Genomic DNA, 15,393 nt, shown 5'->3' with positions numbered 1-15,393 from the left:
CGTAAATTTGATCAATTTAGAAAAGGATTCTAAATGAAATATTTATGGTTGAGCCTGTTTTTTATTGTATTAATTTGGTCTGGTATTAACCCAAAAGATCAATTTATATGGCTGCTTGAAGTTATCCCCGCAATTATTGGTTTAGTGCTGCTAGCAAGTACCTATAGCCACTTTAAACTTACCCCTATTTTATATACATTTATTTTAGCGCATTGCATAGTGCTGATGATTGGCGGGCATTACACCTACGCCGAAGTCCCTTTTTTCGATAACCTATTTGGTAGCGAGCGTAATAACTACGACAAGGTAGGGCACTTTTTTCAAGGGTTTGTACCAGCACTACTAGCACGCGAAATTTTACTGCGCAAAAAAGTAGTAAACGGCAAAGGTTGGTTAATCACTTTTGTTATTTCGGTATGTTTAGCATTTAGTGCTTTTTATGAATTAATAGAATGGGGGGTTGCAGTGTTAAGCGGCGAAAATGCAGAGGCATTTTTAGGCACTCAAGGTTACGTGTGGGATACCCAATCTGATATGGGACTGGCGTTATTTGGGGCTATTTGCTCGCTATTAGTACTTTCAAAAGTACACGACAAACAGCTAAAAAACGTTAAAGATTATTTATAGGCTATAGGAACGTTCTATAGAAATGTTTATAAAAACATTGATAAAAAAGACTACTAACGTATGACAGCAAACATTAGTAACTACTCAATTAGCACAGACAAAAGCAAACTTAACTTTAACGTTATTTATAACTTTATTGCTAATAGCTATTGGGCCAAAGGCATTCCTAAAAGCGTGATGCAATCGGCTATTGATAACTCAATGTGCTTTGGTGTTTACAGCGCTCATAACGAACAAGTTGGATTTGCCCGAGTAGTGACCGATAAAGCAACCTTTGCCTATTTAGCAGATGTATTTATTGCCCCGCACTTGCAAGGTAATGGGCTGAGTAAGTTACTTATTAAAACGATAGTGGAGCACCCTGAGCTGCAAGGGCTCAGGCGCTTTTTATTAGCGACTTCTGATGCCCACGGGCTTTATGCACAATACGGGTTTAAACCAATAGATAACCCCGCACTATTAATGCAAATAAATCCTGAGAATGTGTATGGTAAAAATAATCGTGAGACCTAATAAACGGGGGCGAAGAGCAAATTCCGTCTAATGTTCTTGTTAGGTGTTTAAGCTTGATAGCATCATATATGTGACAAATGCAAAAAGACAAATAGGCACTAAAATATATGCGACTACATCTGACATACACCAAGTCCCTTCAAATAGCTGATCCCTTCTAAAAAGAGAAATAGTTGTGCCGTAAACAATTATAAGAACAACAGCTATTATTGGGATCTATGAAATTTCATCATTTGCCAAAAGCAATAATGGCAGCAATAAAGATATACACCACAGAGTAGCTACAAAGCTTGCGCTTTTATAAATGCTTGCCAAATATCCGAAGCGCAGCGTAGGAGCCAACTAGTATTTATCATTATTGAAGCGCTTGTTACATGGCAGGTTACACTATTTTTGGTTTTTAAATTTACCGCCGAATTCTGCTTTTGCTTTGAGCAAATACTCCGAAACCCACTCTAAACAAAGCCCTGTATATTGAATCTCTACTTGTGATTCGACACCACGACCTCTATTACCATCAGCCATTCTATAGAAGCCCATTGGGAAAGTATGGGTATGGTTAGATGCAAATATGTATTTAAACCTGAAGTCTGAGACGTTACCACCACTTGCAGTCAGAATTTCATCCTGACTTTTGAAAAAGGCATTTTTGCCTTTTAAAAAATGTGTTTGTTGTTTATCAGATAATTTACGAAACCATTTGTTTGATTTTAAATTTTCTATGACTTCATTTTTTACGCTCTTAGCTTCTTCCTTTTCCTCGTAGTTCATGCCTAACGCATTGAACATTTTAACCCTTGATAGATGATCGTGTAGATTCATCAATTGCCAACGAGCATTCCACTCTTCACTTGAGCACTTATCACTACACAGGTAATAAAAAGTAAGATAACACTCAATAAGATCTCTAGTTAAAGATGCAACAGAACTATAATCCCAGTGAGCATCCTTACCAATCTGCTGGGGTTTTGGAGCCAAGCGACCAATGGAGTGAGCGCAATTACATAACTTCGTAAACAATAGCGAAGCATAAAAATGAGAACTGGTTGGTGATGGTATTCCAGCACACTCTTGAGACAGCTTTGTACATTCTAAAAGCGCAGACTCATATTTTTTAAAAGAATCGTGATAATTTTCCATTGAATCACTTTAAACAGTTGGTTAGGGCTACACTTGGTTAATTATTTACAAAGAATATTGATAACACAAAGACAATAAAAAGTGAGATACGTAACCTACGACACCATTTAAACTTTGACCACTCATTTTCAAGAATGTGTTTTGTGCAACAATTTCCTTTTGTAAATGCCTCGTGTGCTTCAGTTAAACGAAAATTTGTTATACCGATTTCCTTATTGTCTCTAGCTAATCGTGCAGCGAAGCCCATGTAAAAATAAGTCTCAATAAATCCTACAACTAAAGCGCAAATGATAATTCCTATCTGGAACAGCATATTTGAGTAACCCGAACGAGCCTGTAGATTAACTCGTTTTATTATTTAATTTATTGATAAACAAACCATAGCTGAGTTCCTATTTTGGTTCAATTGATTACTGTATTTTTACGCAGAATATTGAAGCGTTTGATATTGTTTTAATTGGCGTTTTTGAAGGGGTTACGGGTGTTTGAGTGGCTTTATTTTAGGTTGAAAGGGCTTCCCCTTCTCAATGTATCGTATTTTGCAGCTTTTCTATATTATGAACAAGGCAATACAGTTGCCGCAGCGTGAAGTAAGGTATTCACTTTCATTTGACCCCGTAAGGTCAATTTATTCATACCTTTGTTCACTGTAATGCTCCGCTTTTTATTTAAAGGAAAGTCGGATCAAGGTAATTAGGATGGGTGTCACTATAATTCTTTGATGCGTTTGTTAGTGTTCCGATAGCCATTTTTTAGATTTTTCTTGCATCAGAACACTTATTTCAACAACACCATCATTATCATTTACATCCAAATCATCTCTTGCGTAATACAACCCATAAAGATGTTCGATCCCTACATTATCTCCAGCATACTTAGCCACGTTTTCATATAGATCAAAATTATTAATATCATTTAGCAACTGCCGAAATTGAATGAATGGGTCTACTTTCTCACTAGCAATTAACTTTAAGTGATATTTAATTATTAAATTAATTGAATCCTCAAATGAAGGTAGTTGAGCAATAAGACTTTCAAAAAGAGGTGAAACAATTCCCCAACACTTAGGTTCTGCATCAATAATATCCAGTAGCTCGTCAGAATAAACGCCATTGTTTAACTTATAATTTGCATAATTGATCAAATCATCAGTTTCACAAGCACCTGCTACATACTTTGCTATAAAGTAATTTTCATTCTCTTCATTCATCCTAAATTTGAAAACCCATTGTTAAGGACCACTAACACCAAATTAAGCAGCGCTGAACGCTCTTGTTAGTGTCCGCTTGAATTTTTTTATATGTCATCATCTTCAGTGTACTCGGATAGGTAAATTTCTATATTTAAATCAACACATTTTTGCATTAGCTCAACCTTTAAGATCGGGCCGCCGCCACATGCATCAACACGGGGTGAAAATCCTACATCAGCGATCCATTTAAAACCCGATGGTAAAGTATCCGCCTCACTATCAAGCCATACCTCTAATTCAGCTATTAGGCTGCGTAGGTTCCATGACCCTTTCGCAAGTACAGCGTAGGTTTCGCTAGACCCATTGGTTACCTTCCGAATATATAATGACAATTCTCAATACAACCTATTTGACATATAACAGCTTTATCGAGGACACTTTCCTCTTTTTATGAGCAACGTATGTCCTTTTAATTATTTTTAATATTAATAACAAATCCTGTAACACATTGCGAGTATTAAACTTTAAGTCGGGCTGTTCTTTTAATAATATGCAGAAAAGAGGAAAACGTCCTCATTTTTAGACTTAGGAAGAAAAACGCCAGCGCGGTACATAAATACAGCAATTAAATATTTAAAATGAAAACCAAATCCGATTTAAATCATTTAATAGTCACTAAAAAACGGTGGCGATAATGCAAGTAACCGCTTTAAGTACACTTGTTTGTGTAAGCATATTATATAAGATGGTTTACGGATGGTGGAAGCAGTAAAACGAGGTCATGAATTATTTACTAAACGCGTCTTCCTTTTTTTGAAACAGGGGAGACGCGTTTAAGTATACTTATACCAGTCGACTTAAATATTTAGCCTTTCTAGCGTGCTAAATAAAGCGTTAACGGCGTTATAAACTTCTCATGTAGAACAACTACATATCGAAATTTACGCCTTGTTATCACTCTATTTATCCGTCGCTATAAATGTCTAATAACTTAACACGATTGGTATTATTTGGCTTTTTTAGCCTCTAGAGTTTCTATTTCACTCCAGATTTTTTCGGCTTCTGCACTTAACATAGCGAAGCTTTTAATGTCGCCTTTTCTTTGTGCCTGCATGCCTTGCTCAAGCTTTACGTCGTATTCTTTACGCAGTTTTTTTACGGGATCAGGCTTTAAAAATGAAAACATTAGTATTCTCTTAATTTATTAAATTATATGTAGTTAGTGTACGCATTAATGGGCTTAATAGTTCTTTGTTTGGTGAAAATGTTTACTTTTCGCTTTAAAAGCGCAAAGTAAACAGGGTGTAATTATTAACGTACTGTGTGCTAGTTTTAGTGCTTACGTTTCTGGCTCCAGGCGTTTAATACCTTGCCCATCAATACCTAAATAAATAAAACCATCACTGCCTTGGGCTAAGCTGCGTACTCTGCCTATTCCATCGAGTACTTTATATTGCTTAACAACCTTACCCTTTGAGATTTCCAATGCGCTAATAAATGCAAATTTCATTGATGCTAATAATAGCTTACCTTTAAGCTTTGGGTATTTATCACTCGTTACATACAACATATCGGAAGGGGCAATTGAAGGGGTCCAGTGTAATACAGGCGATTGCATGCCGTCTTTTTCTTTAAGGTCGGTAAACTTGGTGCCGCTGTAGTTAACGCCATAACTGACCAAAGGCCATCCGTAGTTAGCGCCTTTTTTTATTATATTAAGTTCATCGCCGCCGCGTGGCCCGTGTTCGTGAGACCATAAAATATTATTTTGATTATCAATCCACATACCTTGTGGATTACGGTGTCCATAAGACCATACCGCATGTTTTGCATTTTTTTGTTCAACAAACGGATTATCACTTGGGATATTACCATTTTCGTGTAAGCGATAAATTTTACCGCCATCACGGGTGAGATCTTGTGGGTTTATGTCGCGCGAGCCGCGATCGCCAATTGAAAAATAAACATAACCTTCATCATCAAACACAATACGGCTGCCGTAGTGTTGGCCTTTGGTACTATTATGCTCGCCTTTGTATAGCAATTGCTGATCAGACAATTGCATATGATCGTCACTTAGCTTGGCGCGCATTAAGGCGGTGTTACTTCCGCTTCCTTTGCCCTCACTACTTGCGTAACTAAAGTACAGCCATTGGTTTTGTTTACTGTCGGTGTGTAGTGCTAAATCAAGTAATCCACCTTGGCCATTAGCGTCAATGTCGGGCAGCCCTGAAACCTTAGTTAATTTAGTGGTATTTTTAGGTAATAAAAATAACGCTCCACTGCGCTCAGATATTAGTAAATCACCATTAGCTAAAGGCTCAATAGCCCAAGGTATAACTACACCTTCTGCCGCTGTTACTGCGTTAACGCTAAGCGATAAAGTATCGAGCTGTTTATAGTTTTTTACGTAATCGCTTTTTGCATGCGCGGGTGCGTTAATAGCAAATATAGCAACGGCTAAGCCTGCACTTATTAGTTTAGGGTGAGTGTTATGTGACATTAAATTTATCATTATGGCTTCCAAAATTAATCCAATCTTACATAACCTTATCATGGCATAAATAAATTTGTTAAGTGTTGAGTTGAATGAAAAATGCACACTTATATATTTTAAAATTACCTCTTCACAGGAAATTGTTTTAGCAATTAGTGCTAATAAAAAATTGAATAATTACTCTATTGGGGTTGAAAACTTAAAATTTGAGCGTACACTTGTGCGCTGAAGTTTGGGCGTACACGTGTAAGTTCAAAGTAATTAAGATTTGATAGAGATTTAACCATGATGACTCAAGTACTAAACCAATTTTCAAAATGGTTTTTACACCATCAAAGTTTTGCAGGCTATATAGAGCCAATAATACAGGTGTTTAAACCTGCGTGGCGTGCAGGGCAGTTTAGAGCGCAAGTAGTTAATACGACGGTGCTTAATGGTGGCTTTTTAAGTGTGCAACTTAAGCCAAGCAAACAATGGCCTGAACATATCGCAGGGCAGCACATTAGCTTAACACTTGAAATTAATGGGCGATTATTAACACGCGTTTTTACAGTGGCTTCAAGCGTTCAACAATTTAAAAATACAGGTTTAGTGCGTTTACTAATCAAAACAAATACGCAAGGGCGCTTTACAGGCTTACTCAGCAGTGCATTAAAAGCGGGGTTGTGGTGCAATATTTCTGCGCCAAGCGGCGACTTTGTGTTTAAAAACACACACACGCCAGCCACTTTTATTGCAGGCGGCTCGGGTATAACACCTATGCTGGCTATGCTTGATGATTACTTAAGCCAAACTACGCAAAAAGTGTCGTTAGTGTATTACGCAAAAGCCACTGAGCATCAATGTGTTGATGAGCTAAGTGAGTTGGCAGCGCAATTTGAGCATTTTTCGTTTTTATTATTAACGCGTGAGCAATCAAGCGATATAACCAGCAATATTAAGCCGTGGGAAAACCCAGATATTTACTGCTGTGGCCCTGCAGCATTTATGCAAACGGTGAGCGATTTTGCTAAAACGCATAAGCTAAATTATTACCAAGAAGCATTTGGTTTAGCGCTGCCTACCTTAAACGACGACAGCCAATTTAATGTAAAAATTAACGCCAGTGCCCATGTTGTATCGGGCAACGATGTTTTACTGACTCAGTTTGAAGAAAAAAAGCTCCCCGTTAAACGCGGTTGCGGTATTGGTATTTGCCATCAATGCCAATGTATTAAAAAGTCAGGCGTGGTACGTAATTTAAAAACAGGTGAATTGAGTGACAACGGCGAGCAATTAATACAACTTTGCGTAAGCCAACCTGTTAGTGATTTGGAGTTACAATTATGAAAAACATTAACTATGACATGCTCGCAAGCGAGCTAGATGCCATTAAAATGGACACCCTTGGCAAAGTTGGCCAACAAGATGCTGACTATATTCGCTCTGTTGTGCGCAAACAGCGAGTGTGTGAATGGAGCGGGCGAATTTTGCTTATGCTTGGTTTTATTCAGCCACTATTGTGGGTTGCAGGCGTGCTGCTATTAGCGCTTGCTAAAATTTTAGACAATATGGAAATTGGCCACAATGTAATGCATGGTCAATACGATTGGATGAACGACAAGCAACTTAACTCACAACATTATGAGTGGGACATAGCGTGCGATGGACAAAGTTGGCACCGCGTTCATAACTTTGAACACCATACGTATACTAATATTATTGGTAAAGACAGAGACTTTGGTTATGGCTTGTTGCGTTTAAGCGATGATTTTAAATGGCGCTTTAAAAATGTATGGCAGTTTTTTACGTATATTAATTTGAGTGTGTTATTTCAGTGGGGCGTGTCGTATCACGAGTTAGCTGCAGAGCGTGTTTTTATTGGTAAAAAGAAAGAAAACCGTGAAGGGCTTGTATCGCACTCTACATTAAAGCAACGCTTTTTTAGTAAAGGCGCTCGCCAGTTAATTAAAGATTATGCGATATTTCCGTTACTTGCAGGCCCTTTATTTTTATGGGTATTGGCGGGTAATTTAGTAGCAAACTTAATCCGTAATTTATGGACATCAACCATAATATTTTGTGGTCACTTTACCGAAGAAACAGAGACCTTTAAACAAGAAGACTGCGTAAACGAAACGCAAGGGCAGTGGTATTATCGCCAAGTACTGGGCTCGTCTAATATTAAAGGGTCGCATTGGTTTCATGTTTTAACGGGGCATTTGAGCTGCCAAATAGAGCATCACTTATTTCCAGATATGCCGTCTTCGCGCTACCAAGAAGTTGCACCTCAAGTACAAGCCGTTTTGAAAAAACATGGTATTGATTACCATACAGGTAGCTTTTTTAAACAGTATACCTCGGTGCTAAAACGTATTATTAGATATTCGTTCAAGTAAATTATTTACTTCTAAAAAATCGGCTAGTGCAACTGCATTAGCCGATTTTTTTGCTTATAGCACCCAATGCGGTTGATTAGTAAACAGCACTTGCAAAAATTTCTCATAGTTAATTAAAAAAGCCTTACTTTAGCTATGGTTAAATGGCGGGTGATTGTCATACAATGGAGGAAAATAGACCACACAAGAGAGATTAAAATGGCCGCATTTGGTACCGTGTTTATGCCGCAAATGATTCAAGCTCGTTTTTCTGATAATAAATGGAGCGAAAGCTCGATTGTCCCTTCCGATAAACTTGAACTTCATGCTGGTGCACACGTTCTTCATTATTCAAGTACATGTTTTGAAGGCTTAAAGGCCTTTCGCCATGAAGATGGTTCTGTTTATCTTTTTAGAATGGATGCAAACATTGCACGCATGCAACAAAGCTCAGCGCTATTAAGCTTACCGAGTTTTGACAGCGATATGCTAAAAACGATGATTATCGATATTATGCGCGAATACGCAGATGAAACGCCATTACCACCAGGCTCTATGTATATTCGTCCAACGCACATTGGTACTGAGGCGGCAATTGGTAAAGCGGCAGCGCCATCAATGAGCTCACTTTTATATACGTTACTATCGCCAGTAGGTGATTACTTTGCCGGTGGTGCAACTGCACTGCGTGTACTGCTTGAAGAAGATGGCATGCGCTGCGCTCCGCACATGGGTATGGTAAAAAGTGGTGGTAACTACGCCAGTGCACTAGCTCCTATTAGTGCTGCACGAACTAAGTATCAAGCAGATCAAATTTTATTTTGCCCAGGTGGCGACGTACAAGAAACCGGTGCTGCTAACTTTATACTTATTGATGGCAACGAAATTATTACTAAAGCGCTCGATAGCACGTTTTTACATGGTGTAACGCGTAATAGTATTTTAACCATAGCCAAAGATTTAGGTATGACGGTAAGCGAGCGTAACTTTAGCGTTACTGAGCTATTAGAGCGTGCTGCTAAACCAGGTACTGAAGCGGCGCTTTCGGGCACTGCAGCTGTACTAACTGCTGTGGGTACATTTATTCATAACGATAAAGAATACAAAGTTGGTACTGGCGAGCCAGGCCCAACGACTGCACGCCTTCGCCAAGCATTGAACGATATTCAATGGGGTAAAAGTGAAGACAAGCACGGCTGGTTAACTAAAATTTAATTATAGATTTATCAGCAACTCGCATTTAAAAAGCCACCTAATCGGTGGCTTTTGTGTGTTTGGTTACTTTAAGCTGCGCTTATTAAAACTTCATTTCTATTTTACCGTACACGTAGCGTCCGTTAAATCCATACGGCGAGAAGCTAGAGTAAGCAAATAAACGTGAGAAGGTGGTTACATCGTCAACATTTTCACGGGTTGCATCTGGGTAAACATCAAAAATGTTATTAGCCCCTAAGCTCAGCGATAAGTTTTCACTAAGGGAGTAGGCGACATCTAAGTCGGTTATCCATTTGGGCTTAAGCACTTCGTTACGTTCTGGGATATCTGAAGGGTCTTGAGTTTCGCCGTAACGTGTTGTTCTAAGCGTGGTACGTATGTCGTCGTTAGTCCATGTTGCGCTTAAGTTGTACTTATTACGCGGTGTGCTTACTTCAAAACGACGCAGCTCAGTGCCTGAGAACAGGTTATCTTGATCGAACCCTGCACCTTGCAGCTCTGCTGGTGGGTCGATAATATTTGTTACTTCATTTTTACCGTAGTTGTAACCTAGGTTAAAGGCTAAATCGCCATAACCATCAGTTGCTACATTATAAGAGGCAACCACATCCACACCACGGGTTTTACTGTCAATTGCATTTAAGAAGAAACGACCTTGATTAGCACCTGTGCCTTGAAGTAAATCGGCAATAGCATCGCCCGATAAGTTGTTTGATAACACAATACGGTCATCAATTAATATTTGGTAGTAATCAACCGACAAGCTGAAATTAAAGTCGGTAGACCATGTAAAACCAACGCCGTAGTTTGTTGCTTCTTCTGCATCAAGACCAGGTGAGCCCAGTGCTTTTGCTACATCGCTGCTTGGTGCGAACGTACCTGTTTCGGTTGGTTCGCCATCAACAAATACAGTGGCCACTGAGGTAAAGTATTGTTGCTGCAAAGAGGGTGCTCTAAAACCAGTCGATACAGAGGCGCGCAGCGCTAAGTCTTCAGTTAATGAATAACGAGTCGCAACTTTACCGTTAAGTGTATCGCCAAAGTCTGAGTAATCTTCATAACGGGCGGCAACCGCTAAATTCCAATCGTCGGTTAGGTAGGTTTCAAGGTCTATATACAAGCTCACGTTATGGCGGCTATTGTCGCCCTCTGATTCGGGTGTAAACCCCGGGAATACTTGTGCGCCCGCTGCGCCAAATGGGCCATCGACTGGGTCGGTTACTGCGCCTCCTGGGCCAAATGTGCCTTGTGCATATGAAGCTTCTTCGCCTGCATCTATTTGGTATCCTTCGCGGCGATACTCAGCACCTACAGCTACACTTACCGAGCTTTCTAAAAAGCTGACGTCTACTTCGCGACTAAAATCAACGTTTAAGGTAAGTTGATCGTAGGTAAGTGTTCCGGCATCAAAGCTTGTTTGGCTAGTAGGGCCGTATGAGGTATTTAAGCTATTTATAACGCCAAACTCGAACGCATCTTGACCATATACGGCCGATACATCGTAATTCCATTCACTTATAAAACCTTTAGCGCCAAGTGCCAGCGAAAAGTCATCTATGTCTGAAGTAATAACCGGTAAAAAACCATCAGGGTATACTTCTTCTATATTACGGCTATCACTCGCGCGGCGATAAAAACCGCCACCTTCGCCTTCGCGTTTGCTGTAAGAGCCAAACGAATATAAATCGATATCGTTTGTTAATTGGTAACCTGCGTTATAAAACATTGAAAAGTCTTCAACATCGCCATTACCAAAGTTATGGTTATATCGATTTACGGTAAGTTCACGAGGGTCTAGCGAGCCATCATCTAATCGTGCGTAGTTTTCACGGTTATCGTAGTCAGAGCGGTTAGTTGAATGGCGGTCGCGGTATTCTGTTGAAATGTTTAAAAAGCCATTATCGCCAAGCTCAAAACCCATATTACCTTGCAGCGTTAGTGTTTGGCCGTCTGTTAAAGAGCGATCGCCCCCTTCGGTAAAGGCTAAATTTCCGTCGCTACCTTCAGATACAGACTCAAGCTGTGGTACACCGTCCATTTCGGTTACGTTAGCACCATATATAGCCGCCACTGAGCCACCGCTGCTGGCACTTTTAAGCACAATATTAATAACACCGGCTATAGCATCAGAGCCATATTGGGCTGCTGCGCCATCACGTAATACTTCAATGCGGTCGATAGCATTTGCTGGAATTGCATTTAAATCAACCGATGATGAGCCACGACCCGTTGAGCCATTTAAGTTAAGTAATGCGTTGCTATGGCGGCGCTTACCATTAACAAGCACTAAAGTGTGATCAGGTGCTAAACCACGAAGTTGAGCAGGGCGTACATGGTCACTACCATCAGTAAGTGATGCTTGCGGGAAGTTAAAGCTAGGTAATAAATTGCTAAGTAGGGCATTCGTTTCAGTAAAGCCTGAATTTTTAAGTGCATCTGCACCAATTATATCGATGGGTACTGCACTGTCTTCTACTGTACGGCCTAATCGGCGAGAGCCAATTACGCTTATTTGTTCGATGTTTTCTTCTGCTTTGGTTTCTTGCTCTGCAGCATTTACTGAGAGCGAACCAACTAGTGCAGCTGATGCACTCATGGCGAGTAATATTTGTGGTACCGACTGCTGTAATTTTAATAACGGTTTTCTATTCATGCTGTATTTCCCCATACCCATTGAATTATTTTAGTTTTGTACAAAAAGATAAAGATTAAACCTCTTTGTTACCTTGAACATATACTTAATTAACAAAGCCAGTCAATTGAATAACATTCAATTAATTTAAGGGTTTTTATAATTACATTTGGTTGTTTTTTATAATGACCATTGTTTTAGTTATATAGCGAAGGTAATTGCTAAGTAATTGATGGATAATGAATTATATTTAAAAATTAAATTTAACGTTTAATTAACTGGTAAGATGAGGTTGATAGATTTAACTAATTATTTGTAGGAAGCCATTTTTATTGGGCTGGCAATAAACAACTGTTGAGCTATAAATATTTTTAAAAATATAAAATAAAAATACACCCATTAAATGTTAACTAAATTAACATTTAATGGGTGTATTATAAATTATGTACTACTTATTAGAACCTATACTTTAAAGCATGAAGTAATTTTGTTTTTATAAGTAATTGGTATAAAAAAGAGTGCTAGAAATAGTGTTAAAATTTAATTTTTCCAATAAGTATGTCTTTAAACATTACCCAATCTCCCCACAAACTGTAAAAAGGGTGTTTAAAAGTAGCAGGGCGGTTTTTTTCTAAAAAGAAATGCCCGACCCACGCAAACCCATATCCAATAACAGGTAATAGCCACAATAAACTGTAGTGTTGTTTTAATAATGCTATTGCGATTACAACAAGAACTAGGGTGCTTCCTATAAAATGTAAGCGGCGGCAAGTCACGTTGCGGTGCTCTTTTAAATAATAAGGATAGAAAGCTTTAAAGCTTTTAAACGTGGGGTTTGTACTTTGCATAGTGTGCTCTTTTATTGTTTTTTATTTTAATGAGGGTCGTGCTATTAAAGCGTAAGTTTACATTTGTTTACAGCGATAAATGGCGCTTAACGCATCTAAATAGACAAAAGGGCTAAAAGTTAATAACTTAGGTGCACTATTAATAAATAAGAATGGAACTCGGGATGTTTAAACACACTCTAGCGTGTGCTGTAATTGTAGCGCTTAGCGGCTGTTCAGAGCCAACTAATACGGTAACTCAAGAAGAAGTAAAAGCACCTATGAATCAAGTTAACGCAGTTATATACCCAGAAACAAAAAAAGGCGATGTAGTAGATACCTACTTTGAAGAAGCCGTTAGCGACCCATATCGTTGGCTTGAAGATGATATGAGCAGAGAAACTGCCGATTGGGTTAAAACGCAAAACAATTTAACGTTTTCTTATTTAGAACAAATTCCTTATCGCGATAAGTTAAAGCAGCGCCTTGAAAAACTAATGAACTACGAAAAAATAGGCGCTCCTTTTACTGAAGGCGATTACACCTATTTTTATAAAAACGATGGCCTGCAAAATCAATATGTTTTGTACCGCAGTAAAGATGGTGGCGACGTTGAAGTATTTTTAGATCCAAACAAGTTTAGTGAAGATGGTACGACGTCTATGTCGGGTTTATCGTTTTCAAAAGATGGGTCATTACTCGCGTATCAAATATCTGAAGGCGGTAGCGACTGGCGTAAAATTATAGTTATTGATGCACATACTAAAGAGCAAGTTGAAGAAGCGCTTGTTGATGTTAAATTTAGTGGTATAGATTGGTTAGGCAACGAAGGCTTTTATTATTCAAGCTACGAAAAGCCTAAAGGCAGTGAGCTTTCGGCTAAAACAGATCAGCATAAAGCGTATTACCATAAGCTAGGTACTGCACAATCTGCAGATAGTGTTGTATTTGGTGAAACTGATGAGCAAAAACATCGCTATGTAGGCGCTGATGTAACTCATGACGGCCGCTACTTACTTATTTCAGCTAGTACGTCTACTTCAGGCAATAAGCTGTTTATAAAGGACTTAACAAATAAAAACAGTGAGTTTGTAACGGTTGTAGGAAATACTGATTCAGATACATCAGTTATTGATAACGAAGGCAGCAAGCTGTTTTTAGTTACTAACCTTAATGCACCAAACAAAAAAGTAGTAACGGTTGATGCAAGTAACCCAAGCCCTGAAAATTGGGTTGATTTAATTCCTGAAACCAAAAACGTACTAAATCTTACAAAAGGCGGCGATACCTTTTTTGCCAACTACATGGTTGACGCGATTTCGCAGGTAAAACAGTACAACAAAAAAGGCGAGCTAATTCGCGAAATTACATTGCCAGGCGTGGGTACAGCACGTGGTTTTGGCGGTAAAAAAGATCAAACAACGCTTTATTATTCGTTCACTAACTACAAAACACCAGGTACTACTTATACGTTTGATGTAGCTACGGGTGAATCGGGTGTTTATCGTAAATCGGCTATTGATTTTAATAGTGATGATTACACGTCTGAGCAAGTGTTTTACACATCAAAAGACGGTACTAAAATACCGATGGTAATTACCTATAAAACAGGCATTAAGCTTGATGGTTCAAACCCTACAATTTTATACGGTTACGGTGGTTTTAATATTAGTTTAACGCCAAGCTTCAGCCCCGTTAATGCAGTATGGCTTGAGCAAGGTGGTGTATACGCCGTTGCTAATATTCGCGGTGGTGGTGAGTACGGTAAAGACTGGCATAATGCAGGCACTAAATTGCAAAAGCAAAATGTGTTTGACGACTTTATTGCCGCAGCTGAGTACTTAAAAGATCAAAAGTACACATCTAAAAAGCGCTTAGCACTTCGCGGTGGATCTAATGGTGGTTTGTTAGTTGGCGCAGTAATGACGCAGCGCCCAGACTTATTTCAAGTGGCTCTACCTGCTGTAGGTGTACTTGATATGCTGCGCTACCATACATTTACTGCGGGCGCTGGTTGGGCATACGACTACGGTACCAGTGAGCAAAGTAAAGAAATGTTTGAATACATTAAAGGTTATTCACCACTTCATAATATAAAAGCAGGTGTTGAGTATCCAGCGACTATGATCACAACTGGCGATCATGATGACCGCGTTGTCCCTTCGCATTCGTTTAAGTTTGCCGCTGAGCTTCAAGCAAAGCAAACGGGTAATAACCCAACGCTTATTCGCATAGAAACCAATGCAGGGCATGGTGCAGGTACACCAACGAGTAAAACAATTGAGCAGTACGCTGATATATTTGGTTTTACGTTATACAACATGGGCGTAGAGTCGTTATAAAAGCGCTTTAACAAAATAGCTAACTTTAATGGCTGAGCAAAAAGGCCGAGT

The 15,393-nt window shown here is 39.0% G+C and carries 13 protein-coding genes; 6 read left to right on the top strand and 7 right to left on the bottom strand.

Annotated features, from left to right (window positions below; translation table 11 throughout):
* Window positions 1-33 precede the first annotated feature (33 nt).
* Both H5157_RS10060 and H5157_RS10055 read left to right on the top strand, forming a co-directional pair.
* Entirely contained in the window at window positions 34-627 is a 594-nt protein-coding gene (locus H5157_RS10060; RefSeq protein WP_182724622.1) for a DUF2238 domain-containing protein, read from the top strand.
* A 60-nt stretch (window positions 628-687) separates the two neighbouring features.
* A complete protein-coding gene (locus H5157_RS10055; RefSeq protein ID WP_024606431.1) occupies window positions 688-1,140 on the top strand; it encodes a GNAT family N-acetyltransferase in 453 nt (150 codons plus the stop codon).
* A gap of 387 nt (window positions 1,141-1,527) precedes the next feature.
* Here H5157_RS10055 and H5157_RS10050 read toward each other — a convergent pair whose 3' ends face one another.
* From H5157_RS10050 to H5157_RS10030, 5 genes are all read right to left on the bottom strand, one after another.
* Window positions 1,528-2,280 carry a DUF5677 domain-containing protein gene (locus H5157_RS10050; protein WP_024606432.1) on the bottom strand — a complete coding sequence of 251 codons (753 nt, stop codon included), beginning with the start codon at window positions 2,278-2,280 and terminating at the stop codon, window positions 1,528-1,530.
* 730 nt (window positions 2,281-3,010) lie between these two features.
* Window positions 3,011-3,490, bottom strand: coding sequence for a hypothetical protein (locus H5157_RS10045; RefSeq protein ID WP_024606434.1), 480 nt, complete (start codon window positions 3,488-3,490; stop codon window positions 3,011-3,013).
* 86 nt (window positions 3,491-3,576) lie between these two features.
* A complete protein-coding gene (locus H5157_RS10040) occupies window positions 3,577-3,864 on the bottom strand; it encodes a hypothetical protein (protein ID WP_024606435.1) in 288 nt (95 codons plus the stop codon).
* 614 nt (window positions 3,865-4,478) lie between these two features.
* Window positions 4,479-4,658, bottom strand: coding sequence for a DUF6435 family protein (locus H5157_RS10035; RefSeq protein WP_007375469.1), 180 nt, complete (start codon window positions 4,656-4,658; stop codon window positions 4,479-4,481).
* Between the two features lie 153 nt (window positions 4,659-4,811).
* Window positions 4,812-5,987 (bottom strand): PQQ-dependent sugar dehydrogenase, encoded by a 1,176-nt coding sequence (locus H5157_RS10030; RefSeq protein WP_182724621.1) that lies wholly within the window; start codon window positions 5,985-5,987, stop codon window positions 4,812-4,814.
* Window positions 5,988-6,254: 267 nt separating this feature from the next.
* Here H5157_RS10030 and H5157_RS10025 point away from each other — a divergent pair, with 267 nt between their 5' ends.
* From H5157_RS10025 to H5157_RS10015, 3 genes are all read left to right on the top strand, one after another.
* Entirely contained in the window at window positions 6,255-7,298 is a 1,044-nt protein-coding gene (locus H5157_RS10025; RefSeq protein ID WP_182724620.1) for a flavin reductase family protein, read from the top strand.
* Entirely contained in the window at window positions 7,295-8,347 is a 1,053-nt protein-coding gene (locus tag H5157_RS10020; protein ID WP_024606437.1) for an acyl-CoA desaturase, read from the top strand. Before H5157_RS10025 ends, H5157_RS10020 begins: the two co-directional genes overlap by 4 nt.
* Before the next feature lie 135 nt (window positions 8,348-8,482).
* Complete coding sequence (locus H5157_RS10015; protein ID WP_225913198.1) at window positions 8,483-9,541, top strand: branched-chain amino acid aminotransferase; 1,059 nt, start codon at window positions 8,483-8,485, stop codon at window positions 9,539-9,541.
* Between the two features lie 82 nt (window positions 9,542-9,623).
* Here H5157_RS10015 and H5157_RS10010 read toward each other — a convergent pair whose 3' ends face one another.
* Window positions 9,624-12,194, bottom strand: coding sequence for a TonB-dependent siderophore receptor (locus H5157_RS10010; protein WP_182724619.1), 2,571 nt, complete (start codon window positions 12,192-12,194; stop codon window positions 9,624-9,626).
* A 512-nt stretch (window positions 12,195-12,706) separates the two neighbouring features.
* Window positions 12,707-13,021, bottom strand: coding sequence for a DUF962 domain-containing protein (locus H5157_RS10005; protein ID WP_182724618.1), 315 nt, complete (start codon window positions 13,019-13,021; stop codon window positions 12,707-12,709).
* A 164-nt stretch (window positions 13,022-13,185) separates the two neighbouring features.
* On the opposite strand from H5157_RS10005, the gene H5157_RS10000 reads away from it, so the two are divergent.
* Complete coding sequence (locus tag H5157_RS10000) at window positions 13,186-15,342, top strand: prolyl oligopeptidase family protein (protein WP_182724617.1); 2,157 nt, start codon at window positions 13,186-13,188, stop codon at window positions 15,340-15,342.
* Window positions 15,343-15,393 lie beyond the last annotated feature (51 nt).

This window comes from Pseudoalteromonas sp. SG43-3 (assembly GCF_014164385.1).
GTDB lineage: Bacteria > Pseudomonadota > Gammaproteobacteria > Enterobacterales > Alteromonadaceae > Pseudoalteromonas > Pseudoalteromonas distincta.
The sequence above is the reverse complement of the archived record's forward strand: the minus strand, read 5'-3'. Positions and strand labels throughout refer to the sequence as shown.